The sequence below is a fragment of the Flavobacterium crocinum genome, assembly GCF_003122385.1.
Lineage (GTDB): Bacteria > Bacteroidota > Bacteroidia > Flavobacteriales > Flavobacteriaceae > Flavobacterium > Flavobacterium crocinum.
The window spans coordinates 5,168,015-5,194,509 of sequence record NZ_CP029255.1 but is presented as its reverse complement, the minus strand read 5'-3'; the positions used below and the strand labels follow the sequence as shown (position 1 = coordinate 5,194,509).

At 33.5% G+C, this 26,495-nt stretch carries 21 protein-coding genes; 12 read left to right on the top strand and 9 right to left on the bottom strand.

Going from position 1 to position 26,495, the window contains the following annotated elements; genetic code table 11:
* The first annotated feature begins 6 nt into the window (after positions 1–6).
* Positions 7–501, top strand: coding sequence for a hypothetical protein (locus tag HYN56_RS21990; protein ID WP_109194160.1), 495 nt, complete (start codon positions 7–9; stop codon positions 499–501).
* Positions 502–603: 102 nt separating this feature from the next.
* Here the strand turns inward: HYN56_RS21990 and HYN56_RS21985 are convergent, their stop codons facing one another.
* The 3 genes from HYN56_RS21985 to HYN56_RS21975 all read right to left on the bottom strand — a co-directional run bounded on the left by HYN56_RS21985 (position 604) and on the right by HYN56_RS21975 (position 4,029).
* Positions 604–2,073, bottom strand: coding sequence for an MFS transporter (locus HYN56_RS21985; protein WP_109194159.1), 1,470 nt, complete (start codon positions 2,071–2,073; stop codon positions 604–606).
* A 173-nt stretch (positions 2,074–2,246) separates the two neighbouring features.
* Entirely contained in the window at positions 2,247–2,948 is a 702-nt protein-coding gene (locus HYN56_RS21980) for a LytR/AlgR family response regulator transcription factor (RefSeq protein ID WP_109194158.1), read from the bottom strand.
* The gene (locus HYN56_RS21975) at positions 2,938–4,029 is read right to left on the bottom strand and encodes a sensor histidine kinase (RefSeq protein WP_394336250.1); all 1,092 of its coding nucleotides are present in this window, start codon (positions 4,027–4,029) and stop codon (positions 2,938–2,940) included. The genes HYN56_RS21980 and HYN56_RS21975 overlap by 11 nt, the downstream gene beginning before the upstream one ends.
* A 282-nt stretch (positions 4,030–4,311) precedes the next feature.
* On the opposite strand from HYN56_RS21975, the gene HYN56_RS21970 reads away from it, so the two are divergent.
* From HYN56_RS21970 to HYN56_RS21950, 5 genes are all read left to right on the top strand, one after another.
* Positions 4,312–6,651 carry a S8 family serine peptidase gene (locus tag HYN56_RS21970; RefSeq protein WP_109194157.1) on the top strand — a complete coding sequence of 780 codons (2,340 nt, stop codon included), beginning with the start codon at positions 4,312–4,314 and terminating at the stop codon, positions 6,649–6,651.
* A 390-nt stretch (positions 6,652–7,041) separates the two neighbouring features.
* Complete coding sequence (locus tag HYN56_RS21965) at positions 7,042–10,107, top strand: SusC/RagA family TonB-linked outer membrane protein (protein ID WP_109194156.1); 3,066 nt, start codon at positions 7,042–7,044, stop codon at positions 10,105–10,107.
* Between the two features lie 10 nt (positions 10,108–10,117).
* Positions 10,118–11,695: a RagB/SusD family nutrient uptake outer membrane protein gene (locus HYN56_RS21960; RefSeq protein WP_109194155.1), complete on the top strand. Its 1,578-nt coding sequence runs from the start codon at positions 10,118–10,120 to the stop codon at positions 11,693–11,695.
* Between the two features lie 107 nt (positions 11,696–11,802).
* On the top strand, positions 11,803–13,740 hold the full coding sequence (gene nagB, locus HYN56_RS21955; RefSeq protein ID WP_109194154.1) for a glucosamine-6-phosphate deaminase: 1,938 nt from the start codon (positions 11,803–11,805) through the stop codon (positions 13,738–13,740).
* 152 nt (positions 13,741–13,892) lie between these two features.
* Positions 13,893–15,959 (top strand): beta-N-acetylhexosaminidase, encoded by a 2,067-nt coding sequence (locus tag HYN56_RS21950; RefSeq protein WP_109194153.1) that lies wholly within the window; start codon positions 13,893–13,895, stop codon positions 15,957–15,959.
* A gap of 335 nt (positions 15,960–16,294) precedes the next feature.
* Here HYN56_RS21950 and HYN56_RS21945 read toward each other — a convergent pair whose 3' ends face one another.
* The 3 genes from HYN56_RS21945 to HYN56_RS21935 form a co-directional block, all read right to left on the bottom strand.
* A complete protein-coding gene (locus tag HYN56_RS21945; RefSeq protein ID WP_109194152.1) occupies positions 16,295–16,492 on the bottom strand; it encodes a hypothetical protein in 198 nt (65 codons plus the stop codon).
* Positions 16,493–16,703: 211 nt separating this feature from the next.
* The gene (locus HYN56_RS21940; protein WP_109194151.1) at positions 16,704–18,104 is read right to left on the bottom strand and encodes a radical SAM protein; all 1,401 of its coding nucleotides are present in this window, start codon (positions 18,102–18,104) and stop codon (positions 16,704–16,706) included.
* A 30-nt stretch (positions 18,105–18,134) separates the two neighbouring features.
* Complete coding sequence (locus HYN56_RS21935; protein ID WP_109194150.1) at positions 18,135–18,875, bottom strand: prolipoprotein diacylglyceryl transferase; 741 nt, start codon at positions 18,873–18,875, stop codon at positions 18,135–18,137.
* Between the two features lie 220 nt (positions 18,876–19,095).
* Between HYN56_RS21935 and HYN56_RS21930 the strand changes: the two genes are divergently transcribed.
* The 3 genes from HYN56_RS21930 to HYN56_RS21915 all read left to right on the top strand — a co-directional run bounded on the left by HYN56_RS21930 (position 19,096) and on the right by HYN56_RS21915 (position 22,722).
* Positions 19,096–19,794, top strand: coding sequence for a DUF3592 domain-containing protein (locus tag HYN56_RS21930; protein ID WP_109194149.1), 699 nt, complete (start codon positions 19,096–19,098; stop codon positions 19,792–19,794).
* Between the two features lie 141 nt (positions 19,795–19,935).
* Positions 19,936–20,706 carry a TlpA family protein disulfide reductase gene (locus HYN56_RS21925; protein ID WP_109194148.1) on the top strand — a complete coding sequence of 257 codons (771 nt, stop codon included), beginning with the start codon at positions 19,936–19,938 and terminating at the stop codon, positions 20,704–20,706.
* 396 nt (positions 20,707–21,102) lie between these two features.
* Complete coding sequence (locus tag HYN56_RS21915; RefSeq protein WP_109194146.1) at positions 21,103–22,722, top strand: ABC-F family ATP-binding cassette domain-containing protein; 1,620 nt, start codon at positions 21,103–21,105, stop codon at positions 22,720–22,722.
* A gap of 243 nt (positions 22,723–22,965) precedes the next feature.
* On the opposite strand, the gene HYN56_RS25120 is transcribed toward HYN56_RS21915, so the two are convergent.
* From HYN56_RS25120 to HYN56_RS21905, 3 genes are read right to left on the bottom strand one after another with little or no spacing between them, the layout of a single operon-like run.
* Positions 22,966–23,139 carry a hypothetical protein gene (locus HYN56_RS25120; RefSeq protein ID WP_167398340.1) on the bottom strand — a complete coding sequence of 58 codons (174 nt, stop codon included), beginning with the start codon at positions 23,137–23,139 and terminating at the stop codon, positions 22,966–22,968.
* Between the two features lie 55 nt (positions 23,140–23,194).
* Complete coding sequence (locus tag HYN56_RS21910; RefSeq protein ID WP_109194145.1) at positions 23,195–23,443, bottom strand: hypothetical protein; 249 nt, start codon at positions 23,441–23,443, stop codon at positions 23,195–23,197.
* Positions 23,444–23,470: 27 nt separating this feature from the next.
* On the bottom strand, positions 23,471–24,031 hold the full coding sequence (locus HYN56_RS21905) for a hypothetical protein (RefSeq protein WP_109194144.1): 561 nt from the start codon (positions 24,029–24,031) through the stop codon (positions 23,471–23,473).
* A gap of 234 nt (positions 24,032–24,265) precedes the next feature.
* Between HYN56_RS21905 and pyrR the strand changes: the two genes are divergently transcribed.
* The 3 genes from pyrR to HYN56_RS21890 all read left to right on the top strand — a co-directional run bounded on the left by pyrR (position 24,266) and on the right by HYN56_RS21890 (position 26,486).
* Positions 24,266–24,805 (top strand): bifunctional pyr operon transcriptional regulator/uracil phosphoribosyltransferase PyrR, encoded by a 540-nt coding sequence (pyrR, locus tag HYN56_RS21900; RefSeq protein WP_109194143.1) that lies wholly within the window; start codon positions 24,266–24,268, stop codon positions 24,803–24,805.
* A gap of 30 nt (positions 24,806–24,835) precedes the next feature.
* A complete protein-coding gene (locus HYN56_RS21895; protein WP_109194142.1) occupies positions 24,836–25,477 on the top strand; it encodes a DUF6891 domain-containing protein in 642 nt (213 codons plus the stop codon).
* Positions 25,478–25,556: 79 nt separating this feature from the next.
* Positions 25,557–26,486, top strand: a complete 930-nt coding sequence (locus HYN56_RS21890) for an aspartate carbamoyltransferase catalytic subunit (RefSeq protein ID WP_109194141.1) — start codon at positions 25,557–25,559, stop codon at positions 26,484–26,486.
* Positions 26,487–26,495: the final 9 nt, after the last annotated feature.

The window sequence follows — 26,495 nt, the reverse complement described above, 5'->3', positions numbered from 1 at the left end:
TTGAATATGAAAGTAATATTGATTGTTTTGTGTTTTATTATTAGCAGTTTTTCTGTAAATGCCCAGGCGAAAGTAATTACTTCGGTTAATGACGCGGGCGATGTAGCAACTTATGAACTGGATTGTTCGGTTAAATTTCAAAGTCTGGCAAAAGGGCTGCGATATAATATTACCAGACATGAGTTTAAAGGTCCTGAAATGAAGAATAGCTACAGATTACTTTTGGTTATGGATGGTTTTTATTCGAAAACATTGAATAGTGATATGACTATTTCTGCGGTGCTAAGTGATGGAACGCAGATTGAAGCTAAGAAAACAATAGAAGACGATGGCTTTTTTGATGGTGCCTGTACTTTAAGAATAAAAGATCCACAAGCGCTTTTAAAGGCTGATATAGACAAAGTAATTGTTCATGCAGATAAAGATGTGGTTTATTCTATTTCGGCACAAAATAAGGCTGTTTTTAAAAAGAATCTCGAAAATGTTATTAATGCAAAGTAAAGGTTCTGAGATACTGAGATTTTATTTTGTAGGATAAAAAAATCCAAATTCCGTTTTGTAAAATTGGAATTTGGATTTTCTTATATTGGAGTTTTAAAATTTTTAGTGTCCGCCGCCTTCGCTTTGTACGTGGCTGATACCTTGTTTTTTTAGGATTTGTGGACAGTAGAATCCGTAGAATGCTAAGTATGCAAAACCAAGAAGTGGTACAATGTATGAGAAGTGTGTCCATGAAATTCCGAAAATTCCTTCTGGACTTGTGATGTCAAGGTCACAAATACTTCCCTGAATTAATGGAATTACACCACCTCCAAGAATCATCATAATTAAGAAAGAAGATGCTTTTCCGGTATTTTTTCCTAATCCTGCGATCGCTAAATCGAAGATAGAAGGCCACATAATAGATAAGAATAAACCTCCTGAGATAAAGAAGAATTTAGCAATTTCCGGATTTGGCCAAACTAAACCTAATACCATCATTAATAATCCTGAAATACCGAAAAGCATTAAAGTTTTTCCGGCATTTTTTCCTCCAACAAAACTTACTGCAATAAACAGTAAAATCCAGATTGGGTAGATATAGAATGAAGAAACGTCATGTGCTGCAAAAATGTTAGCTCCGATGATTACTCCAAATGCTACAGCAGGAACGATAAATTTAAGTGCCGTGTTTACTAAGTTTGAAGTGTTAAATACGTTTACACCACCATTCCAACGACCAATCATTAAACTTCCCCAATATAGCGCTATAAATGGAGCGATTGCATCTTCTAGTACATTTCCAAACTCGCTAGTGTGTAATAGAGCAGGTAAATTACTGATGATCGTTACTTCTGTTCCTACGTAAATAAAAATACCTAACATTCCAAGGTATAATTGCGGGTAATCAAGAATGTTAAATTTACTATGAGGTTCTTTAATAATGGCTTCTTCCTCTTTTTCAGGATCTTCAATTTTAGAGAAATTCATAAAAATTGCCACAGCAATAAAAGCAAGGCCAAGAATAATAAAAGGTAATTTAATATCTTCTAATGAAAGAGCTGTTTTTTTATTATCACCCATTCCAAACAAAGCAATTCCTAATAGGATAGCTCCAATTGTGGTTCCGAAAGAGTTGATACCCCCAGCAAGTGTTAAACGGTGTGCTCCAGTGTTTGGGCTTCCCATCTTAATTGCTAACGGATTTGCTACTATTTGCTGGATAGAAAATCCTAAACCAACAGTAAATAAGGCAGTTAAAAAGAAAGGGAAACTTTCCATTGTTGCCGCTGGAATGAATAAAAATGAGCCAACTGCTGAAAGGAGTAATCCAGCAGAAAGTGTTCTTTTGTAGCCGAACTTTTGGAGTACGTCAAGCTTTAAAGAAACTAAAAAGAATATAATTGATCCAACAAAGTATGCTGCATAAAATGCCCACGCTACTAATTGTGATTGTACTTGCGATAACGTAAATACTTTTTTGAATACTGGAATCAGGATGTCATTGGCAGATCCAACAAAACCCCAAAAGAAGAAGACAATTATCAAAGAGATAAACTGCCCCCATTTGGTTTGCACATTTTCTGAACTCATAAGAATAAGGTTAATTTTTTATTTTATTGTTTTTTGAAGACCGTAAATATATTTGTTAGGATTATCAAAAAAAAATAAAAGGGCATAAATAATGTTAAATTTATACCAACGACACTCTTTTTTCAACAAAGTGTTAATTTTAACCTACTTATAAAATGAATTTAAGAAATGAATTATTCTAAAATTTTATTTTTAACATCTTTACTGTAGTTTCTGCCTATTGGAATGTTGTAAGATTGGATCTGAACACGGTTTCCTTCGATAGATTTCACCTTATTTAACGCTATGACATAAGATTTATGTATCCTAAGAAAGCGATCTGCAGGTAATTCTTCGGATAAAGAGGTGAGAGATTTGTGGGTAATATAAGTTTTGTCGGGCGTGACAACTTTGATATATTCTTTCATTCCTTCTACAAACAAAATTTCCTCAATATTAATTTTCATCATTTTTTTATCGACTTTGATAAAAATATGCGAGTCGCCTTTTGCGTTTTCTACTTTAATATTGTTTTTGAGATTGTATTCGGTTGTGATTTTATTGATGCACTTTATAAATCTTGGCAGCGGAATTGGTTTTACTAAATAATCCAATACATCGAGATCATAACTTTCGGCCGCAAATTCTCTAAAAGCGGTTGTGATAATTACTTTGGTTTTGCTTTCAATTAAACTAATGAGTTCAAAACCGGTCATCATTGGCATATTGATATCCAGAAATACAGCATCAACCTGTGTGCTGTTAATGAAGTCCAGCGCCTCCAGGGAGTTGTTGAATGTTGCAATAACTTCAAAATCTGTAAAATTGGTAAAATAATTTTGCAGGACTTTGATCGCTAAAGGCTCGTCATCAATTAACACGCATTTAATCTTCATTATGAGTTGGTATTTGTAATCTGGTTATGTAGAAATTAAGTTTGGTTTTTTGTTTCAGAGAGAAGTTGTTTCGGTAAATAAGTTTTAGTCTCTTTTTTGTATTTACTAACCCAATTCCACGTTTGGCTTTCTGATTTTGTGAAATTACAAAATTATTTAAGATTTCAAAATCAAGAATTTTATTATCGATAACCTTGCAATTGATTTTGATTTTTAAGTTTTTATTATTTAAACCGCCATGTTTAAACGCATTTTCAACTAATGAAATAAAAATCAGCGGTGGAACAACAACATCTTCAATATCCGATTCCAGATTCATAGTTACTTCTACATTTTCGAAACGAAGTTTTTCAATTTCGATATAATTCTGAATGTAGTCAATCTCTTTTATTAAAGGAACAAACTTAGTACCTTTTACATCATAGAGTACATATTCCATTAAGTTGGAAAGTTTAATAATTACATCCGGAACTTTTTTAGAAGATTCTAAGGATAATGCGTATAAGTTGTTTAAGGTATTAAAGAAAAAATGTGGCTGAATTTGGTTTTCGAGATATTTTAATTTGATTTTAAACTGATTTTCTCTCAGCGATCTGTTTCTTTCTCGTTCTTTGAGCCAAGTTAAAGTAAGATATACTGACGATGCCATTGCCAAAACATAGAGTTCTCCAATACAAACAGCAACAATGTGATTGATTTCGAACGGATGGTATTCTCGATTCGCTTCCGGCCAGATATTTTCGGAGATAATGTAATAGGTAAGTGCTGTTTTAAGTAAATAAATCGCAAATAAACTCAACAGTAATAAAAAAGTATACATAATATACTTCTGCTTTAGTACATATTTAGGAACTAAAACAAATAAATTCAGATATACCAAAGGAATAACCAAAGAGAACTCAATTAAGTTCGATTTGAATGCGTAGGGATAATCATTAAAGTAAGCTCCCCATCGTAAAAAATTTAATGTAAAATACACGCCCCAAAACCAAAAGTGATTTTGCAGCTTTATGTTAAACTTAACTTTTCGAATTTCTTTCAATTGGCTTATTTCGGTTGGATTTTTGGTTTTTGTTAACAAGAGTGAAATATTGTACAACTTTAAACAATTAAAGGCAAAGTCGCAATTTTTTTGAATAAAAAATCGCAAATAAACTTAAATGGTGTTTTATTTTTTAAATAGAACGTTTTCGTAAAACGCATTATTGAATGATTTATGTCGTTGGTTTACAGAAAGTGGCAGTTGGTATAAAAAATTTTAAATAAATTTATTTTAACAATATATTTAACACATTAACTAATGTAATCAATAGCTTATTTCTTAAATAACTGAATAAGTATTGGTGGATAAAATCTAAAACTTATGAAAAATAAATTACTCATTTCTATTTGCGTTTTTTTAATTAGTTTTTTAGGATTACGGGCACAAGAAGCACCTTATTACTATTATAAAGGGAAAAAAGTTAATTTGACTGTTGATAAAGGTTTTGTTAATATCAGTACAGAACAAGATGTAGATAAGTCTGCTATAACAGCTTTGGGAATTAAAGAATTTGAACTCTCAGCTGATAAATCAAAAAATGCAAGTGAAAAGAAGGCAAAACTAGAATTTAAAAATGACCAAACGGACGCAGAGTTTAATCAAAGAATTAAAAAGCTCAGAGAAAATCCAGGTATTAAGAGTGTCTCTTTATATTATAAAAGAGGAGATGCTAAACCTATTGGAACTTCAAGTTATTTTTACGTCAAATTGAAAGATGTACAAGATCTTAAATTACTACAAAAAACTGCCTCAGAAAAAGCTGTTGATATTGTTAAGCAGGTTCCATATATGCCAGAATGGTATATTCTTTCTGTTAAAAAAGGAGCTAATGGGAATTCAGTAGATTTATCTAATCAGTTTTATGAAACAGGCCTTTTTGCAGATGTAGATCCTGCTTTTATGTTTGATTTTAAAAAGACTTGTACAAATGATCCTGATTTTGGAAGTTTATGGGGGCTAAATAATACCGCTAATCCCAATATTGACATAAATGCATGTCAGGCTTGGACAGTATCACAAGGAAATGGTGTAAAAATAGCAGTGGTTGACCAGGGAATAGATAAAACCCATAATGATTTGGCAGGTAATATTTCTCCTTTAAGTTTTGATGCACAGTCAGGATCTTCACCAAGTGTTTTTATCAATGGTAATACACATGGTACTCATGTTGCAGGAACAATTGGAGCAATTAGGGATAACAATTTACAAGTAGTTGGGGTTGCCCCATTATCAAAAATAATGACTGTAAGTCATTCTTTGTTGCCAACTTATACAATTTCAGCAGAGCTTGCGAGTGGGATAAGCTGGGCGCGTCTAAATCAAGCAGACGTCATTAATAATTCGTGGGGAGATAAAGGAGGATATTATTATGGACAGCTATATAGTGCAATACTTGAGCAATCTATTACACAGGCTATTAACGAAGGAAGAAATGGAAAAGGAGCTATAGTTGTTTTTGCTTCTGGTAATTATGCTCCTGTAATGGACTATCCAGCTTATTTTAATGATAATATTTTGACTGTCGGTGCCATAACATCTGTCGGTGCTCGATCTAATTTTTCGGGTTACGGTGCAAAATTAGATGTTGTAGCTCCAGGAAGTAATATTTTATCAACAATACCTGGAAATCTGACACTTCCTGAAAGTGGTACTTCAATGGCTGCGCCGCATGTAGCTGGTATTAGTGCTTTGATACTTTCTGTTAATCCTAATTTGACAGGTCAGCAGGTTCGAGATATTATTGAACAAACATCTCAAAAAGTAGGAAGTTATTCTTATACAACAACAGCTGGGAGATCAAATGGAACATGGAATACAGAAATGGGATATGGGTTAGTAGATGCTTATGCAGCTTCTTTGTTAGCTTGTATGAGTTCATTACCAGTAATAACAGGAAATGATGGAATCTGTACTAATGCAACATACGCAGGACCATCTGGTGCGACAACCTATAATTGGTCAGTAACGCAGGGAAGTAATTTGGTTACGCTTTCAGGAAATAACACAAGTTCTGTAACATTGACAAGAACCTCCCAAGTAGTTAATGGTCCTATTACTCTTAATCTTTATTATGGTAATGCATCATGTGGTTATAGAACGATTACTAAAAACATTACAGTAGGTAGTAATTTTACAGTTACTTCATCGGGTGTTGGACCAAGTGGTCAAGTCGATATTTATATATATGGCGGAGCTCCTCCGTATAAAATTTACAGAGGAGAATCAACCTTAATATATACTGCCAATTCAGCAGGAACATATACAGTCCCTTTTGGATGTAGCGGAGGAATATTGAAAGTAGAAGCAGATACTTCTTGTGGCCTCACTGCTATTCGAAAAATGTATGGAGGATGTTCTTCTAAATTGTCAACCCAAACTTTAGCAGATTCAAATTCAAAATCGAATAGCTTTTTGTATAATGTCTATCCAAATCCGTCAAGCGACATCATTAATATAGATTTGTCTAACAAAAATGAAACGGAAAATCTTAATATCCCAATTACAGCAACATTATATGACTTAAACGGAAAAGAGCAAAGAAGTATTTCCATAGTTGATAATAAGGGAGTTATTGATGTAAGTAAGTTTCGAAAAGGAATTTATGTATTACATGTAAATATTAATGGAAAAACAGAAAGTCATCAAGTTATAATTGAATAATAGAGACTTAAAGGAACAACAACATTTCTAAAGCAATACCTGATTGTATTTTATCATTTTTAATGAAATACAATCAGGTATTCTTTTTTGGAAAGATATAGTTTTCATTAAATCTAAAATTTGTTAACATAAAATTACCATAATAACAATTTGGCTGAAAATTTGATTTTTAATATTGTGAATTTGTTATTGTTTTTAATTTTTAGATGAAGAATAATTGTAAAAATATAGTAAAAACCAATATTGTTGTAACAGGAAAACGTTTTCGCAAAACGCATTATTGAATGATTTATGTCGTTGGTTTAAATTTTGTTGTCGTTGGTTTAATTTATTTTTTTTAACAATGTCTTAAGAATAATTTTACTTCATAACTAACAAAATAAAATAAACATGAAAAAAATTTTCTTAATCTTTATGATTGTTTTTACAGCGCAGGTTTCGCTTGCACAAGTAAAAAGTGTCAAGGGTGTGATTACAGATTCTGATGGTATGCCATTACCAGGTGCTTCTGTTGCAGTACAAGGAGGTCAAAAGGGAACAACTACCGATTTTGACGGATTGTATTCAATCGAAGTTCAAAAAGGTCAGACTTTAGTTTTTACTTATGTTGGACTGGAAACTCAAACAATTGTTGTAGGAGATGCTGCTACAATTAATGTAAAAATGGTTCAAGGAGCTTCAAATGCATTGAATGAAGTTGTGGTAACTTCTTTAGGTGTTAAGAAAACAAGAAAATCTTTGACATACGCTGCTCAAGAACTTAAAGGAGAAGAGTTGACTCGTGTAAAAGATGCCAACGTTATTAATACAATTGCAGGTAAAGTTGCGGGTGTTGCAGTAACAAAAAGTTCTGGTGGTACTGGAGGATCTACAAAAGTTGTAATTCGCGGTAACTCTTCTATCATGAATAGCCAGCCACTTTATGTTATTGATGGTATTCCTATGTATAATGGTACTTCAAATCAGCAGGGTAATACAAATGCGTCAAATGATTCATTTGGTAGTACTGCTGGAGGTAACCGTGATGGAGGGGATGTTATTTCTTTGATTAATCCAGACGATTACGAAGGAATGACTGTGCTTAAAGGTGCTGCCGCTTCAGTTTTGTACGGATCACAAGGAGCAAATGGGGTTATTTTATTGTCTTCTAAAAAAGTTAAAGAGAACACTGGGAATTTAGCAATTTCTTCTGTTACTACTTTTGAATCTGTTCATTCATTACCAGAATTTCAGTATGAATATGGAACAGCAAATGCACAAAAATCTTGGGGAGGAAAAGTATCTTCAAATGATTTCGTAAAAGACTTCTTTAACACAGGAGTTACACAAATTACTTCTGCTGCTTTTACAACTGGATCTGAGGTTTCTTCAACTAGTATTTCTTATGCTAATACAGCTGCTTCAGGAGTTATTGAAGGAAATGGATTAAAGAAAAATAACTTTGGAATTCGCCAGACAGGTAAATTTTTCAACAATAAATTAACTGTTTCTGCTGACGCTAAATATACAACTCAGACTATCAGCAACAGACCTGTAAACGGATTGTATTCAAATCCATTAACGGGAGTTTATTTGTTCCAAAGAGGAAATGACTTTAATTATTATAAAGATAATTTTGAAACATTTATTCCTTCTAGAAACCTATACGGTCAAAACTTTTACAGCGCACCAAATGCTGATATTTATGTTCAGAATCCTTATTGGTTAATTAATAGAAATAAATCTCTTGATAAAGATAATTTCTTCAACGGAAATTTAGCTCTAGAATACAAAGCAAACAATTGGTTAAGCATTGCAGCAAGATATAGCTATAATAGAGTTGAAAACGATTATGATAAAAAGATTTATGCTACAACCAATACTTCTTTATCTAATATAAACGGTAGATATATAAACGTTGCCAATTTAAGCACACAACGTTATGGGGATTTGATTGCTAAAATTAATACTAATTTCAACGAAGATTTTAGCTTTAATGCTATCGTAGGAGCAAGTATCAATAATACATTAGCAAATCAACAGACTACGTTAGATTCTGGTATTGTTGGCGGACTTGTAAATGCTAACTTGTTTACCTTAGGGAATTTTGCAAGTGCAAGTGGTTTAGATAACTTAAGCCTTCAGGCTACAGGTTCTTCAAGAGAGGTTCAGTCAATTTTTGCTTCTGCAACTTTTGGTTATAAAAATATGTTGTATTTAGATGTTACAGGACGTAATGATTGGTCTTCTACTTTAGTAAATACTGATAGTCCATCTTATTTTTATCCATCTGTAGGGGTTACTGCTCTTATTAGTGAAATGGCAACAATGCCAGAATGGATTAACTTCGGAAAAGTGAGAGGAACTTACGCTCAAGTGGGGAATGATGTTTCTGCTTTTGTAACTTCTCCAAAATCAACTATTCAAGGAGGTAATATTATTCCTCCTGTAGTAGGGCCAAGACCAGGTGAAGGATTAAAACCTGAATTGAAATCAGAATTTGAATTTGGTACTGAATGGAGAATGTTCAACAATAGATTAGGTTTCGAAATTTCTTACTACAACTCAGAAACTAAAAATCAATACATTCAAGTTCCAGCTCCAGCAACAAACCCTTACGGTTATACTTTCTACGGAATAAATGCTGGTAGCATAGAAAATAAAGGACTTGAACTTGTTGTTAGCGGAAAAATTATTGAAGGGCAAAAATTCTCATGGGAAACTATGGTAAATTATTCTCACAATAGAAATAAAGTAAAAGAAATTCCAGCAGAATTAGGAGGTAAAATTCCATTAACTCCTGTAAATAATATTAATTACAGATACTCTTTAACTGAAGGAAGACCATTTGGTGTGATCGAAGGAAAAGGTATTGTGAGAAATGATAATGGCGAAATTGTTTTAGATAATAATGGAAATTTAGCTGTTGAAGCTGACTTCCACGAAGTTGGTAATGCAAACCCTGATTTTATGTTAGGCTGGTCAAACACATTTAAATTTGGTTCTTTTACAGCTAATTTCTTAATTGATGGGCGTTTTGGAGGTGATGTAATGAGTATTACTGAATCTATGAATGATTTTTATGGAGTATCAAAAAGATCTGGAGATGCTAGAAATGCTGGTGGTGTTGCAGTAAATGCAGTAATGCCTGATGGTACAAAAGTAACTAATATGGATCCTCAGAAATACTATGAAGCTGTAGGCGGACTTAATGGAGCAACAGCTGAATATGTATACAGCGCTACAAACGTTAGTTTAAGAGAGGTTTCACTTGGATATACTTTCAACAAAAAAGCAATTCCTTTTGTTAACACAGCAACTTTATCATTAATCGCAAGAAACTTATTCTTCTTTTATAAAGATGCACCATTCGATCCAAACATTGCTTTAAGTACAGGTCAGGGCTTACAAGGTGTTGATATTTATGGTTTACCATCAACAAGAAGTATTGGTCTTAATTTAAATGTAACTTTCTAATTAAAACATCATGAAAACAAATAATATAAAAAAATCACTAATCTGTCTTGGTCTTTTGGCTTTAGTTGGTTGTACAGATAATTTTGACGAGATTAATAGTAATCCTGATGGTTTTACACAAGAGGAACTAACGCAAGACTTTAATCATATTAAAGGTCCTTTTACTACAATGTTTGACAATGTGATGGTAAATGTGCCAGGTTGGAAATATCAAGTAGCTATTGATTTATCGGGTAACACTTGGGGTGGATATACTACAGCACCAGGTTTTGATGGTAATAATAATCTTTCTTATGCACTTTCTGATAACTGGAACCTTTGGGGCTGGGAAGCTATTTACACGCAAGTAATGGCAAATTACTTAAAAGTTGAAGCTGCATCTAAAGGTAAATATGATGAGTTTTATGCTTTGGCAACAATAGTAAAAGTACAGACTTTACATAAAGCTGCCGATTCTTGGGGACCAATAGTTTATTCTAAATTAGGTACTACAGATGCAGCAATCGGTTATGATTCTCAAGAAGAGGCTTATGGTTTAATGTTTAAAGATTTAGATTTTGCTGTTGCAGAATTAACAAAAAGAATTGATGCAGGAGAAGCAAGTTCTTTTACAAAAATCGATCGTTCGACTTATAAAGGAGACTATACAAAATGGGTTAGATATGCAAACTCTTTACGTTTAAGATTAGCAATGCGTATTGTAAAAGCAAATCCAACATTAGCTAAAGCGGAAGCTGAAAAAGCAGTTAGCCAAAAATTTGGCGTAATGACAGTAAATGCAGACAGCTTTATTGTGAATAAAGATGTTTCGCAACACCCACTTAGAGTTGCAGCTTATGAATATAATGATAGCCGTATGTCTGCAGATATGGAGTCTATCATGGGAGGGTATAATGATCCTAGAATAAGTGTTTATTTTAAAACTTCAGAAGAGTTTCCTGGAGAATATAAAGGAATCCGTACTGGTGGTAATCTTGGCGATAAGTCAAAACACATTAATTTTTCGAATTTTGGTAAGATAATAGATGAAGACAAACAAGTTGTTTGGTTAAACGCTGCTGAGATTTACTTCTTGAGAGCAGAAGGAGCTTTAAGAGGTTGGAATATGGGCGGTGATGCTGCGACATTATACAAAGCAGGTATTACGGCTTCTTTTGAACAGCTTTCGGTAGGTGGTGCTGCTGACTATATTGCAAATAATGTAAAAACAGCTAAAGATTACGTAGATCCAGTTGCTCCATTTAATAGCGGTTTAGCTGTAAATAAAGTAACTGTTGCTTGGGATGAAACTGCAAGTAACGAAGTGAAATTGCAAAAAATCATTACTCAAAAATGGATTGCTAATTTCCCTGACGGTATGGAAGCTTGGGCTGAACACCGCAGAACTGGTTATCCTAAATTATTGCCAATTCTTAACAATCAAAGTGCTGGTGCAATCACAACTGAGTTTGGTGTAAGAAGAATAAACTTTGTATCTACTGAAAAAGACGGAAATCCAGACGGTCTTAAAACAGGTATTTCAAAACTTAACGGGCCAGATAACGGAGGAACAAGAACTTGGTGGGATGTTAATGCTCCAAATTTCTAAAAAAAAACAAGAATAGTAAGTTTGGTTAGTAGTAATGGTATAGGCGGTGTTTGCTGTCTATACCATTCTTAAAATCAAAATGATAATTACTACAAAAAAGAAAAGAAATGAAAAGTGCTTTAGACATAAAACCTGATATTAGTTACAAAAGCGCAGGAAAATTTGAAGAAACCCGATTTGAAAAAATTCATAACGAAATCTTCAAAAATTCTGTTGAAGCTTCTGTAATAGTAGCACAGGAAATTGCGCAGCTGATTCGATCTAAACAGGAGAAAAATAAAGCTTGTGTTTTAGGTTTGGCTACAGGCTCTTCTCCTATAAAAGTTTATGAAGAACTGGTACGAATGCACAGAGAAGAAGGACTTAGTTTTAGCAATGTAATCACTTTTAATTTGGATGAGTATTATCCAATGACGAAAGAGAACAATCAGAGTTATCACTATTTCATGCATGAGCATCTTTTTAATCACATTGATATCAAACCTGAAAACATTAATATTCCGGACGGTACTGTTGCAATTGAAGAAATCAATCAATATTGTATCGATTACGAGATGAATATTAAAAGCGCAGGAGGTCTTGATTTTCAATTATTAGGAATTGGGCGTACAGGTCACGTTGGTTTTAACGAACCAGGTTCGCATATTAATTCCGGAACCCGAATTATTACTTTAGACCACATTACAAGAGTTGATGCTTCATCTGCTTTTAACGGTATTGATAATGTGCCGAAACGTGCCATAACAATGGGAGTTTCAACCATCATGAGATCAAAGCGTATTGTTTTGATGGCGTGGGGACAAAATAAAGCAGATATTATTAAAAGAACCATTCAGGGAGATATCAGTTCAGAAGTTCCGGCGACATTTTTGCAAAATCATCCAAATGCTACTTTTGTTTTAGATCAGTCTGCAGCTTCAGAATTAACCCGTTTTAAAACGCCATGGTTAGTAGGAGAGTGTCTTTGGACACCTGAATTAAAAAGCAAAGCAATCGTTTGGTTGTGCCAAAAAACGAAACAGTCTATTTTGAAATTGACCGATCGTGATTACAATAACAACGGAATGTCTGATCTTCTGGCTCAGGAAGGTTCTGCTTATGATATGAATATTAATATGTTCAATATTTTACAGCATACCATTACCGGATGGCCGGGAGGAAAACCAAATACAGATGATTCGCATCGCCCAGAAAGAGCAAATCCGGCAAAAAAGAGAGTAATCCTTTTTAGTCCGCATCCGGATGATGATGTGATTTCTATGGGAGGAACATTTTCTAAATTAATCAAACAAGGTCATGATGTGCATGTAGTGTATCAAACCTCAGGAAATATTGCAGTTTCTGATGAAGAAGCATTAAAATTTGCTGAATTAGCCAGTGATTTTGTGGGTGAAGAAAAAGCGGATATCAATTTCAAAGCCGTTATAGATTTTCTAAACAATAAATCCGAAAACCAAATTGATTCTTTGGAAGTCCGAAAATTAAAAGGACTTATCAGAAGAAGAGAATCTTACGGAGCAACCAGATATATTGGACTGAAAGATGCCAATACACACTTTTTGGATCTGCCTTTTTATGAAACTGGACAAGTTAAAAAGAATCCGTTAGGACAGGAAGATATTGAAATTGTAAAAGAGATTATTGCCAGAATAAAACCGCATCAGGTCTTTGCTGCAGGAGATTTGGCAGATCCCCACGGTACACACGAAGTATGCCTGAATGCCATTTTTGCTGCTTTAAAAGAACTTAAACCGGAACCTTATATGAATGATTGCTGGTTATGGCTTTACAGAGGAGCGTGGCACGAATGGGATATTCATGAAATTGACATGGCTGTTCCGTTAAGTCCTTCAGAAGTTCTTTTAAAACGCCATGCTATTTTGTTTCATCAGTCTCAAAAAGACAGAGTTATGTTTCAGGGAAATGATTCCAGAGAATTCTGGGTTAGGGCGGAAGACCGAAATAAAAATACAGCCGTTTTATACGATGAATTAGGTCTGGCCGAATATGAAGCGATAGAAGCCTTTAAACGTTTTGATTACTAACTATTTTTTTACAATTCATTTGATAATGAATTGAATACAAAATTCAGATTGATCTCATTGCGAAAGTGAGGTGAAGCAGAAATCGGTCTGAATTTTGTTTTTTTTAATAAATTTAGGATACTTAAAAACTATCCAAACCAAAAAAAAGAAAAATGAAATATCTATTTGTACTATTGTTTGCGGGCTTATCTGCAAGCGCTCAGGTTAAAAAAGAGCAGCTCAATCTTATGCCCTGGCCTCAGAGTGTTGTTATTAATGACGGTAATTTTGCCTTAACCAAAAGTTTTAAAGTAAATGTTACCGGTAATCCGAATCCGAGAATTTTTGGAGGAGTAACGCGTTTTCTGCGCCGTTTAGATGGTAGAACAGGTATGTTTTTTCAGCAAGGTTACATTACAAAATTGAATGAAGTTCCTAATGCAGAATTACAAATCAATTGTACTAAGAGCGGTAAAATTGGTTTGTATGAAGACGAAAGTTATCATTTAGATATTACTTCAAATAAAATTACCCTAAATGCTTCAAGTGATTTAGGTGCTTTGCACGGTTTGGAAACATTATTGCAAATGCTTCATAACAATGCCTCATCGTATTATTTCCCAGTTTCAAAAATTTCAGATTTCCCAAGATTTACCTGGAGAGGTTTAATGATTGATGCTTCAAGGCATTTTCAGCCGGTTGATGTAATCAAAAGAAACATCGATGCATTGGCAGCAATGAAAATGAATGTTTTTCACTGGCATTTGGTTGATGACCAGGGCTGGCGAATCGAAATGAAAAAATACACAAAGTTTATCGAATTGGCTTCAGATGGACTTTATTATACACAGGAAGAAATTAAAAATATCGTAAAATATGCCGATGAGCGTGGTATTTTAATTGTTCCTGAAATAGATGTTCCAGGTCACGGATCAGCTATTTTGACTGCTTATCCTGAAATTGGAAGCAAAGTGATTACACTGACAGGAGGAACATCCGAAAAAAATATTGAAGGTACAGCAATTGCTACCTATGGAGTTGAAAGAAATGCGGGGATTTTTTCTCCTACATTAGATCCATCAAATCCTAAAACATACCAAATTTTAAGCGGTGTTTTTGATGAGGTTTGTCCGTTATTCCCTGGAGCTTATTTCCACATTGGAGGAGATGAAAACGAAGGGAAAGACTGGGATGCAAACCCTAAAATTCAGGAGTTTAAAAAGAAACACAATTTAAAAACCAATCACGAATTACAAACGTATTTCACCATGCAATTGGCTCCAATGTTGAAAAAACACGGAAAACAATTAATGGGCTGGGAAGAAATTTTAACGAAAGATTTATCTAAAGAAGCGATTGTCCATTCGTGGAGAGGTCCTAATGAAGGAATGACTGCGGGACAATCTTTAGTTGATGCAGTAAAAAAAGGATATAAAACAGTTTTATCAAACGGATATTATATCGATTTAATGTATCCAATTGCAAGTCATTATTTAAATGATCCGATGCCAAAAGGTGCAAACTTAACCACAGAAGAAAAAGCAAGAATTCTGGGTGGTGAAGCTACAATGTGGACAGAATTGGTTACTTCTGAAACAATAGACTCAAGACTTTGGCCAAGAACAGCTGCCATTGCAGAAAGACTTTGGTCTGCTGAAGATATTACGGATGTGGAGAACATGCGCAAACGTTTAGAAACTATTTCTTTTAGATTAGAAGAATTGGGAATTACACATATTCGTAATAAAGATGTAATTCTTAGAAACATTGCAAACAATCAAAATATTAAAGCACTTGAAGAATTTTCATATGTAAGCGAACCATTAAAAGGGTACACCCGTAACAAAGGCGGAACAGAATATCAAATGTATTCTCCGTTTACTTTGTTCGCAGATGCATGTGGTCCGGATGCAAAAGATGCATTAGCATTTGATGCAGCAGTAAGTCAATATTTAGCCAATAAATCTCCTGAAAACAAAGCCAAAGTAACAGGGTTTTTCAATAAATGGATTGGGGTACACAAAGAGTTGACAGAACTGGGAGCCAATGCTCCGTTAGTACAGCCAATATTACCACTTTCTAAAAAATTAAATGATGCTTCACAGGAATTGTTATTGGTTTTAGATAACAAATCGACTTTGAAAGTAGCCGATTTGAAAAAGTTAGTGGAAGATTGTAATACAAAAGATCATGCAGATGTTGAACTGGCTGTTTATAATAGCTTGAAGAAATTATTGTGAAATTAGTTTGAATTAGTGTTTAGTAATTTATTGCCTTTATTAATTTAAAATTAGCTGTCTCTGCCGGAAGAACTCTGGCAGAGATATTTACAAAGACATTTTTTCCGGTCAGATTTAAATGACCGGAATCAAATATATTTTCAAGAGTTAATAACAAAGTTCATGAAAATTAAGTGAGGTAAAATTTTTGGTGGGTTAAAATTGAGTTTGGTTATTTATTTTTTAATCTAAATTTTATTTCAAAAACAATGTACCGACTTTGGGTAATTTGTTATTTGGTTTTTACCTAAATGAGGACATTTATAAACCTGACAATTCGTTGTCAGGTTTTTTTATTAATGCATGCCGCCTAATGAAAAGTTGGCAGCACAAGTTCCAAAACCAACAACGAATCCTATTACAGAATACAAAATAATTTTCAATGAAGTCTTTTTATCTTCCGATACAAAAATTAAACGTACTAATCCAATAAAAAATCCAATAAAGCTGGCCAAAGCAGCAAAACCCCCAATTGTCATTAAAAAATCATTCATAATTATGTTTTTAGATCATTCTTCAAATCAAAGTTGACTTATAATCAGGGCGCAAGTGCCAAATCCTATTACAAGAATAACTATTGGAATAAGCAAAAGTGTTAAAAAGAGTTTTCTGTTTTCATTTGAAAAAATCAAACCAAATAAACCAACTAGAAACATGATGACAAGAATAAAACCAATAAATAATAAACCTTCCATAATTGTAAATTTATTTTAGAATGTTTAAGTTCATGTTTTCCCTAATTTTATCAATTTTATGATCTCTATAAAATAAGTTCATTGTTTCAAAGGGAATAATTTTCATTTTGTCGCTGACAATGTGCACGCACGATTTTTTAACCGCGCGAACATCAAAATCATGAGCATCCATAAAATTCATAATCAAAATTCTGAATAAATTATTATAGTTTAAAGTATCAGATTGCACTCTTGGCAAACAACACATTAATTCATTCATTTCGTTTTCTGCACAATCTACAGAAATTCCGGTGCTGAATAAATTTAACATGTGCGTTTTTAATTTTTCATCATGTTCAAAAACAATTGTATTTTTTGAGTTGTTCAATAAATCTTCTGGATTGATTAAATGAGTCATTGGGAAAACGTCATCATCTATTTTTAAAGCATAAGCCATGCACAAAGCATCTGGATTACATGGAACCGGAATCAAATCTTGTGGTGTAAAAAGAGGATACTGCTCATAAATTTTACGGCGAACTTCTGTCAAAGTTATTCGACCCGAATCATCATCATAATTGTCGTTTCTCCCTGCGACTTGAGTGGGCTGAAAAGTCACGCCTCGAATACATTTTTGTTTTAAGGCAAATTCAATAATCTGTCCAATTTCATCATCATTTTCACCTTTTTGAAGCGTGATTACCAATGTAGTAGAAATATTAAACTGATTTAAATGTTCGATTGCTTTTTTGCGCACTTCGGTTAAATCTTCTCCACGGAGTTTTTGTAGCACTTCGGGTTTAAAACTGTCGAACTGGAGATAAATTTCAAAATCAGGCATATAGGTAGCAAGCGTTTCAACAAACTTAATGTCTTTTGCAATTCTGATTCCGTTTGTATTCAGCATTAAATGTTTAATCGGTTTACTTTTCGCAATATCCAAAATTTTAAAAAAATCAGGATGCACAGTTGGTTCTCCTCCAGAAATCTGTACTACGTCTGGTTCACCTTCATTAGCCACAACAGTATCAAACATTTTTTCGATTTCTTCCAGCGTTCGATGTCTCCCATAATTAGGAGCAGAATTTGCATAACAAGTAGGACAGGTTAAGTTGCAGCGATCTGTAACTTCTACAATTGTCAAACACGAATGTTGTTCGTGATCTGTACATAATCCGCAATCGTATGGACATCCGTAATGAACTTTGGTATTGAATTTCAAAGGCATTTCAGATTGTTTATTATAGTTCCGAATTTGCTTGTAATAATCCACATCGTCAGCAATCATCGACTTCAGTTCACCATGTTTTCTGCAATGTTTTAGCATCCAGACTTTATCGTTCTGAAATACAATTTTAGTATCAACAAGATCCAAGCAATGCGGACATAAGCTTTTAGTATAATCGTAAAATATATAGTCGCGGGTTTTCATCTAAAAAAGTTACATTGTAAAAGTAAGATTTTATTTATTTTTAATGCTAAGAATTCTACCAATAAATTTATAGTAATAAACAAATATAAAAATAGAGCTCCATTGGATACTGCTCAAATTTAAAAATAAAGGCTTATATGGTTTTATAAATTCAACTAAAAAACGAAATAAAAAATACAGTACCATAAAGAGTTTAAAGCAATCGCCATTGAGCATTTCTTTATTTTTTATCTGTTGAAAAAAGATAAAAAGAAAAACCATAAAAAACATTTCATATAAAGCTACAGGATGCCTCAGCAATCCATCGCCTAAATTCATTCCGGTAAAAAAGGTGGTTTCATTACCATAAGTAGGTTCTGCAATCCCCATAGAAAAGCAGCCAATTCTTCCAATAAATACAGCTATAATTATTGGAATAACATAGATGTCGCCTGAGGCGATTTTAACACCTACAATTTTTTTGAAAAGTTCAACTCCAAACAAACCTCCCAAAAATCCGCCGGCAACAGTTTTATTCTGAAAAATGGATAGAAAAGTCTGATTTGCAATTTCATCAGGATTTTCAAGTAGAGCAATAAATCTTGAACCGATCAGAGCGCCCACCATAGCACCAAGCATAATGACGATACGATTGATATCTGAAATAGAATCTGTTGTTCTCTTTCTTAGAAAATAGTAAGCCCTTATGCCTATAAAAAATGCCAAAGTTTCGAATACAGCATGCCAATAAAAGGTTTTTTCGAAGATTTCAAACTGAAAAGGAAAGGTCATTTTTTTTTATCAGAATTTTTAGCTAATGTAGGAAAATTGATAGATTATTTAATCGAAATTTATTTCAAAATGATGTATTAACTTTAGTCAATTTGTTATTTTGTTTTTAACAAAACAGGGGTATTTATAAAACCTATTTTTTTTGTTTAAAAAATGCTCAATTCATTAGAAAGAAACTCTTTTAACGCTATTTTTACGACAACTAATAAAACTCAAAATAATGAAAGGATTTTCCATTTTTAAACTTGTATTTTCTATCGTTGGTGCCGGCTTGTTGGCGGGTGCTGTTTATTCTTATAGTTCTAAAAAAGCATTTTTGGAAAAAGCAGAAAAAGCGCAGGGAACTGTTATCGAAATGATTGCCAGAAGATCAGATAATTCCACAACATATTGTCCGGTAGTAAATTTTAAAACAAAAGCAGGACAAGAAATTACTTTTACGTCTTCTGTAAGCAGTAATCCTCCAAGTTATAGTGTGGATGAAACAGTTGAAGTGTTATATGATCCTGCAGAACCAAAAGAGGCTAGTATTAACGGATTTGCTACTTTATGGCTAGTGCCATTAATATTAGGGATTCTTGGAACCATTTTCTTTTTGATTGGTTCATTAGCTTTTCTGTTTGGCTATCTGAAAAATAAAAAGAAACAGAATTTACGTGAAACAGGAAAACCGGTTTCTGCGAAATTTACAGGGGTAGAGCTAAATACCGGTTATTCTTCAAACGGAAGACATCCTTTTCAGATTTACAGTCAATGGCAGGATCCGAAAAACAATGAGTTGTATGTGTTTAAAAGCGATAATATCTGGTTTGATCCAACTGACTTTATCAAGACAGATGCAATGAGAGTTTTTATAGATCCGGAAAATCCATCAAAATATACTATGGATCTTTCTTTTTTACCAACTCTTAAGAATTAAAAGATTAAGTGAATCAAATATAAGTTCGTTATTGTTTAAACTGAAGAGACAATAACGAACTTTTGAGTTAAAATTGAAGCAACGAAAATTAGCCTGCTAAATTTTGACTACTTTTGAAATCCAATATATTTTTTAGAATTCATGCCAAAATTTTTCAGTCTAATTATATTCCTTTTTATCTTTTCTGTGGGTTCAGCTCAAGCTAAATTCGGAAATCCGGAAGTCAATCCTGTTCAGATTCAAAAAAACTATGAACAATGGTCTGCTTACAATAAAAATATAATGCTTTCGAGAGATTTTACAGCTCTTGATACTTCTTCAAAAGAAATTTCAAAAGAATCTTTTTTAGATCAGTTAGCAAATGGAAATTTTATTCCTGTCCGATTAAAATCAGATGCTTCGTTTTATTATTATAAACTCTTCAAAATTCAACCCAAAACAGATACAAGTATAAAAGCGACAATTAATCAAATTGGCTTTGATGCTTATAAAAACTATAAAATGGAAGGTATCGCTTTTCCGAAATTTTCGTTCAAAGATTTAGAGGGGAATTTGGTTTCTAATGAATCCATGAAAGGGAAAATCATTGTCATAAAATGCTGGTACATTCATTGCACGCCATGCATAAAAGAGTTTCCACAAGTCAATAAATTAGTTTCAGCATATAAAGACCGAAAAGACATTCTTTTTATAAGTCTAGCCGAAGATTCTCCAGAACAATTAAAAACATTTTTGGCTAGAAAACCACTTTCGTATTCTGTAATTCCAGATATGAAAGAATATATGAATGAATCGTTGCAATTGAATTCTTTTCCAACACATTTTATTCTAAACAAAAAAGGATTGATTTCGAAAGTGTTACCAAATTTTGAGAGTTTAGAAGTGGCTTTGGCGAAGGAAAGTAAATTTTAGTTTTGAACTATTCGAATTTTTCGAGTAGTTGAAATTAATATCGAATTATTTAGATTTTCCAGATAGTTGAATTTTAATTCAATGTGTAAAAATGAAGATTAAAGGCACAGTTTGTCATTTCGACCGAAGGGAGAAATCGCACTAGAAACTCCGCATAGAATGTCGCTAATCTTTGTCGAATCCCGCGTGTGATTTGCTTCGCCAGTTCGCTATTGCTCGGGTTTCCTTCGTCGAAATGACAAGATTACGCAGTAATCAGCTTCAAAAAATAAAAATTTGCGCCTTTGCGACTCTGCGAGAAACCCCTCACCAGCATAAAAAACTTTGAACCTTTGTGCCTTTGCAACTCTGAACCTTTTTCCGTACTTTTGCACCAAATTAATTAAAAAGACATTCATGTTAACAGTCAATAATTTATCAGTTCAATTTGGCAAACGAATTTTGTTTGACGAAGTAAATACCACATTCACTCACGGAAATATTTACGGCGTTATTGGAGCCAATGGTGCTGGAAAATCTACATTTCTAAAAATTATTTCGGGCGATATGGACCCAACTTCCGGTCATATTCATCTGGAGCCGGGAAAACGTATGTCGGTTTTAAACCAGAACCACAACATGTTCGACGAGCATACTGTTTTGGAAACCGTTTTAATGGGAAATAAAGTTCTGTACGCTGTTAAAAAAGAAATGGATGAACTTTATTTAGATTATAATGATGCAAATGCAGACAGAATAGGGGAGTTACAAGTGCAATTTGAAGAAATGAACGGATGGAATGCTGATTCTGATGCTGCATCAATGTTGTCTAACTTAGGAATCACAGAAGCAGATCATTATACTTTAATGGCTGATATGGAAGGAAAAATGAAAGTTCGTGTGCTTTTGGCGCAGGCACTTTTTGGAAATCCTGATGTATTGATTATGGATGAGCCTACCAACGATTTGGATTTCGAGACAATCGCCTGGTTAGAGAACTTCCTGGCAAACTACGAAAATACTGTAATCGTTGTATCTCACGACCGTCACTTTTTAGATGCGGTTTGTACACATATTTCTGATATTGATTTCGGGAAAATCAACCACTATTCAGGAAACTATACGTTTTGGTACGAGTCTAGCCAATTAGCGGCAAAACAGCGTGCACAGCAAAACAAAAAAGCAGAAGAGAAGAAACAAGAGTTGGAAGAATTTATTCGTCGTTTTAGTGCAAACGTGGCGAAATCAAAACAAGCAACTTCTCGTAAAAAAATGATTTCGAAATTGAATATTTCTGAAATCAAACCATCTAGCCGTCGTTATCCTGCAATTATTTTTGATCAGGATCGTGAAGCTGGAGATCAGATTTTGAATGTTGAAGGTTTAGCAGCTTCTGTAGATGGAGAAGTTTTATTCAAAGATGTTCATTTGAATATGGCAAAAGGCGATAAAATTGTTCTTTTCTCTAAAGATTCACGTGCAACAACTGCTTTCTACGAAATCTTAAACGGTGAGCAAAAAGCAGATGCAGGAACTTTTGACTGGGGAATTACAACAAATCAAGCTTATTTACCAGCTGAAAACCACAAATATTTTGAAAACGATTTGAGTTTAGTTGACTGGTTACGTCAGTACGCTAAAACAGAAGAAGAGCGTGATGAGGTATTCATTAGAGGTTTCTTAGGAAAAATGATTTTCTCTGGAGAAGAAGCTTTAAAAACGTCTAGAGTTTTATCTGGAGGAGAAAAAGTACGTTGTATGTTGTCTAGAATGATGATGGAGCGTGCAAACGTTTTAATGCTAGACGAGCCTACAAACCACTTAGATTTGGAGTCTATTACGGCTTTCAACAACTCATTGAAAAACTTTAAAGGTTCTGTCATTTTCACAACGCATGACCACGAGTTTGCACAAACTGTTGGTAACAGAATCGTAGAATTGACTCCAAACGGAGTAATCGATCGTTACATGACATTTGATGAATATCTTGATGATGAAAAGATTCAGGAACAAAGAAAAAAGATGTACAATCTTTAGTCTTTAAATTACAATATTAAAAATCCCAAATTCCAATTTTTGTGAATTTGGGATTTTCTATTCTATATCTTTCACGCATAGTTTGTCAATTTCGACCGAAGGGAGACTCGAGCGGCAGCGAATAGGCGAAGCAAATCTTCGCAAGAAGCTCGACAAAGATTGGACTTTATTCTACATAAATAAAAATCCCAAACGCCAAGTTTTAAATTGGAATTTGGGATTTTTTATTTGTTTATTTTACTACTATTTACTTCCGAACATTTTAGCAAAAATCCAGATAATAATCGCAACCACAAAAATTACGATAAATATTCCGAATCCCATTCCGGCTTTAAAAATGTCTCCAACTAATTCACAGCTTGTAAATGAAAACAGTATTATGAATACCATTAACAATCTTAGTATTTTATTTTGCATGATTCTGATATTTTAAATTGATACTTAAAATTACTTCACGAATCAGGAAAATGCGTTATAGAATTTTTTGGAAATGTTTTAGGATTTGGAGATGATTAGATTTCGAAGAAATTGAAAAAGAGCCATCGGCTCGATCCATATTGTAGGGCTGGATTTTAATCCAGTTTAAAAATAATTTAGCAAAAGTAAGAGCCGTAGGTTCGGTACATTTTACACGCAATAATATGAATCGTTCCGATGGAACTTTATTTTGTGTGTGGAAATCATTCAAAGGATTAAAATCCGTTGCTACAATATTGTTCATTCCTACGGAATTTTAAATAATTTAATTCTAATTAGCTGAATTTTTAGCAAGATCTTCAAGATCTGGCATCTCATCAATTTGAGTTTTTATTTTTTCAACCAAATCAGAAAATGTTGAATTTCCATTTAAAACTTTTGTTGTGTATTCGAAAGGATAAAGTGATAAAAAGACTTCATCTTTTTCATATTTTAATGTCATACTTCTTAAAGGATAATCTGGTTTAGAGTCCATGTATAATTTAAAATCATATTTCTTTATTAGAAAATCAGAAAAAGAATAAGCTAAAAACATTGCAGCTTGAGATTCTTCAATTTGAAAAGCTTTACAATATAATAAGAAGCCAAAACCATCTTGGTCTACTTGATCTAAGTTTGTGGGATGATTAATTGGAGTTTCAATTTTTCTTTCAATTTTGTTATCTATAAAATAACTTTCAATCATTTTCAAACAGCCTTCTAACATTTTTGGATCTATAATATCTTCGGTATATCTATCATCGAAATATTCTTTAGTATTGATTTGGCTTTGGTTGGATCCGTAGTTATTTGGTTCTTTTTTTGATGAAAATAGTTTTTTAAAAAAGCTCATAATTATTTGTGTTATGTTTGAAGATGTTTTTTGAATAATGCTAAAGTAAAATTTTAAGTTTAAACTTGTTAATAAGGGTAAGATTTATTTTTGAAAATATGATTTTGAATATTACATATATGCGATTTGCTTTAATTAAAAGTTTAAAGAATTCAAAAAATATTTCCAACCCCAACACCCCAACAAATAAAATCAGATTCCGTATATTTGCGCAACCAAACATTACAATCACTTATGAGTCAAAAAGTATTACTTAATTCGAAAGAAGTTACTATCATACTCCATCGTTTGGCTTGTCAGTTAATCGAAAAACATCTTGATTTCTCTAATACAATTTTGGTTGGAATTCAGCCAAGAGGTGTTTATTTAGCGGAACGTTTAAAACAATTATTAGAAAACGAATACAAGGTTCCTGAAATTACTTTAGGCTATCTGGACATCACTTTTTTTAGAGATGATTTCCGCCGTACTGATAAACCGCTTGAAGCCAATAAAACCCAAATTAATTTTATAGTCGAAGACAAAAAAGTCATTTTTATCGATGACGTTTTGTTTACCGGAAGAAGCATTCGTTCTGCTTTGACAGCAATTCAGTCTTTTGGAAGACCTTCAGAAATTGAATTATTGGTTTTAATTGACAGACGTTTCAGCCGTCATTTACCTATTCAGCCAGATTACAGAGGCCGTCAGGTAGATGCGATTAATGGAGAAAAGGTAATTGTAAGCTGGAAAGAAAATGATGGTGAAGATGTTGTTCATTTGGTTACCAATTAAAATGAATCGTTAAAAATTGAAAATACAATCATGACAGAGGACGAAGAGTTTATTTATGAATCAATTTTTAACCAGGTAAGAATGGGATTTCTTTCTGTTGATGATATTAAAGACAACATCATGGAAGAAATTGAAGATAATGAATTTGAAGAAGAAATTTCAGAAGCTTGGGCTTTTGAAAAAATCGACGAAGAATACCAAAAGTTACTTGCAGAAAGTAAACAATGGAAAAGCCCGACTGATACTGAAAGACTAATAATCGCGTTTGATGAATTATGCGATCAGAATATCGTAGCGCTTCACAATGCAGGTTACACTACAAGTGATGGCGAATATGAAGTGGTTGAGGTAGAAAGAGAGCTTCGTGAAAATGGAGTTACATCTAATGGCTATTGTTTTTATCACGAACAAGATTTAGCGAGAGCGATTGATCCTGAAAATCCAAGTTTGTATATCGCTTTTCAAAAAGTAGATAATTCTGATCCAGCAACGACAATTGAAGTTGGAAAGAAAGTTGCCGAAGTTCTGAGAAATAATGGTTTTGAGGTAAAATGGGAAGAAACTGCTTCTCGAAAAATTGAAATTCCAAATTTCAGATGGCAGCAGATTTATAATGAAGATTCGAGAGACCTTCAGGATTATGGAGAAGTTGTAGAGAGAATGATTGAATAGAGTAGCTGCTCTTTAAAGAAGCATGGAATGAAACCCGTTTTTCATTCGGAATTTGACCAATAATATTAAAGAAACAACAATGAAAGAATTAAGCGTAAATCATTTATTAGGAATAAAATACATTAACGAAAATGATATTAACCTGATTTTTGAAACGGCAGATCATTTTAAAGAAGTCATTAACCGACCGATTAAAAAAGTTCCTTCATTACGAGATATTACCATTGCCAATATTTTCTTCGAAAACAGTACCAGAACCAAACTCTCTTTCGAATTAGCGCAGAAACGTTTATCTGCTGATGTCATCAGTTTTTCTGCAGCTCAATCATCCGTTAAAAAAGGAGAAACCCTGATTGATACTGTAAATAATATCCTTTCGATGAAAGTGGATATGGTTGTAATGCGCCACTCCAATCCCGGAGCGGCTTATTTTTTATCCAAAAATGTCAAAGCGAGTATCGTAAATGCGGGAGATGGAGCGCATGAACATCCAACTCAGGCTTTGTTAGATAGTTATTCGATTAGAGAAAAGCTGGGTGATGTTGCCGGAAAAAAAGTAGTTATTGTAGGCGATATTCTGCATTCGAGAGTTGCCTTATCCAACATATATGCTTTGCAGATGCAGGGCGCAGAAGTAAAAGTTTGCGGACCCAAAACATTGATTCCGAGATATATTGAATCGCTTGGTGTTACGGTTGAACCGAATTTACGTAAAGCTTTAGAATGGTGCGATGTTGCGAATATGCTTCGCGTACAAAACGAACGTATGGATGTGAATTTCTTCCCATCAACACGCGAGTATGCTCAGCAATACGGAGTAGATAAACCGCTTTTGGATTCTCTTGGAAAAGAAATCGTAATCATGCACCCGGGACCAATCAACAGAGGAGTAGAGATTACTTCAGAAGTGGCTGATTCTGATCATTCAGTTATTTTGAATCAGGTGGAGAATGGTGTTGCGATTAGAATGGCGGTTATTTATTTATTGGCTTCTAAGATTCAGCAATAATTTTGTTTC

Excerpts from the sequence above, each read along its gene's own strand:
- HYN56_RS21950 (WP_109194153.1), top strand. The coding sequence starts at position 13,893 with ATGAAATATCTATTTGTACTATTGTTTGCGGGCTTATCTGCAAGCGCT.
- HYN56_RS25120 (WP_167398340.1), bottom strand. The coding sequence starts at position 23,139 with ATGCAAAATAAAATACTAAGATTGTTAATGGTATTCATAATACTGTTT.
- HYN56_RS21965 (WP_109194156.1), top strand. The coding sequence starts at position 7,042 with ATGAAAAAAATTTTCTTAATCTTTATGATTGTTTTTACAGCGCAGGTT.
- HYN56_RS21930 (WP_109194149.1), top strand. The coding sequence starts at position 19,096 with ATGAAAGGATTTTCCATTTTTAAACTTGTATTTTCTATCGTTGGTGCC.
- HYN56_RS21925 (WP_109194148.1), top strand. The coding sequence starts at position 19,936 with ATGCCAAAATTTTTCAGTCTAATTATATTCCTTTTTATCTTTTCTGTG.
- HYN56_RS21895 (WP_109194142.1), top strand. The coding sequence starts at position 24,836 with ATGACAGAGGACGAAGAGTTTATTTATGAATCAATTTTTAACCAGGTA.
- HYN56_RS21945 (WP_109194152.1), bottom strand. The coding sequence starts at position 16,492 with ATGAATGATTTTTTAATGACAATTGGGGGTTTTGCTGCTTTGGCCAGC.
- pyrR (WP_109194143.1), top strand. The coding sequence starts at position 24,266 with ATGAGTCAAAAAGTATTACTTAATTCGAAAGAAGTTACTATCATACTC.
- HYN56_RS21890 (WP_109194141.1), top strand. The coding sequence starts at position 25,557 with ATGAAAGAATTAAGCGTAAATCATTTATTAGGAATAAAATACATTAAC.
- HYN56_RS21910 (WP_109194145.1), bottom strand. The coding sequence starts at position 23,443 with ATGAACAATATTGTAGCAACGGATTTTAATCCTTTGAATGATTTCCAC.
- HYN56_RS21970 (WP_109194157.1), top strand. The coding sequence starts at position 4,312 with ATGAAAAATAAATTACTCATTTCTATTTGCGTTTTTTTAATTAGTTTT.
- HYN56_RS21960 (WP_109194155.1), top strand. The coding sequence starts at position 10,118 with ATGAAAACAAATAATATAAAAAAATCACTAATCTGTCTTGGTCTTTTG.
- HYN56_RS21905 (WP_109194144.1), bottom strand. The coding sequence starts at position 24,031 with ATGAGCTTTTTTAAAAAACTATTTTCATCAAAAAAAGAACCAAATAAC.
- HYN56_RS21990 (WP_109194160.1), top strand. The coding sequence starts at position 7 with ATGAAAGTAATATTGATTGTTTTGTGTTTTATTATTAGCAGTTTTTCT.
- HYN56_RS21980 (WP_109194158.1), bottom strand. The coding sequence starts at position 2,948 with ATGAAGATTAAATGCGTGTTAATTGATGACGAGCCTTTAGCGATCAAA.
- nagB (WP_109194154.1), top strand. The coding sequence starts at position 11,803 with ATGAAAAGTGCTTTAGACATAAAACCTGATATTAGTTACAAAAGCGCA.
- HYN56_RS21985 (WP_109194159.1), bottom strand. The coding sequence starts at position 2,073 with ATGAGTTCAGAAAATGTGCAAACCAAATGGGGGCAGTTTATCTCTTTG.
- HYN56_RS21940 (WP_109194151.1), bottom strand. The coding sequence starts at position 18,104 with ATGAAAACCCGCGACTATATATTTTACGATTATACTAAAAGCTTATGT.
- HYN56_RS21915 (WP_109194146.1), top strand. The coding sequence starts at position 21,103 with ATGTTAACAGTCAATAATTTATCAGTTCAATTTGGCAAACGAATTTTG.
- HYN56_RS21935 (WP_109194150.1), bottom strand. The coding sequence starts at position 18,875 with ATGACCTTTCCTTTTCAGTTTGAAATCTTCGAAAAAACCTTTTATTGG.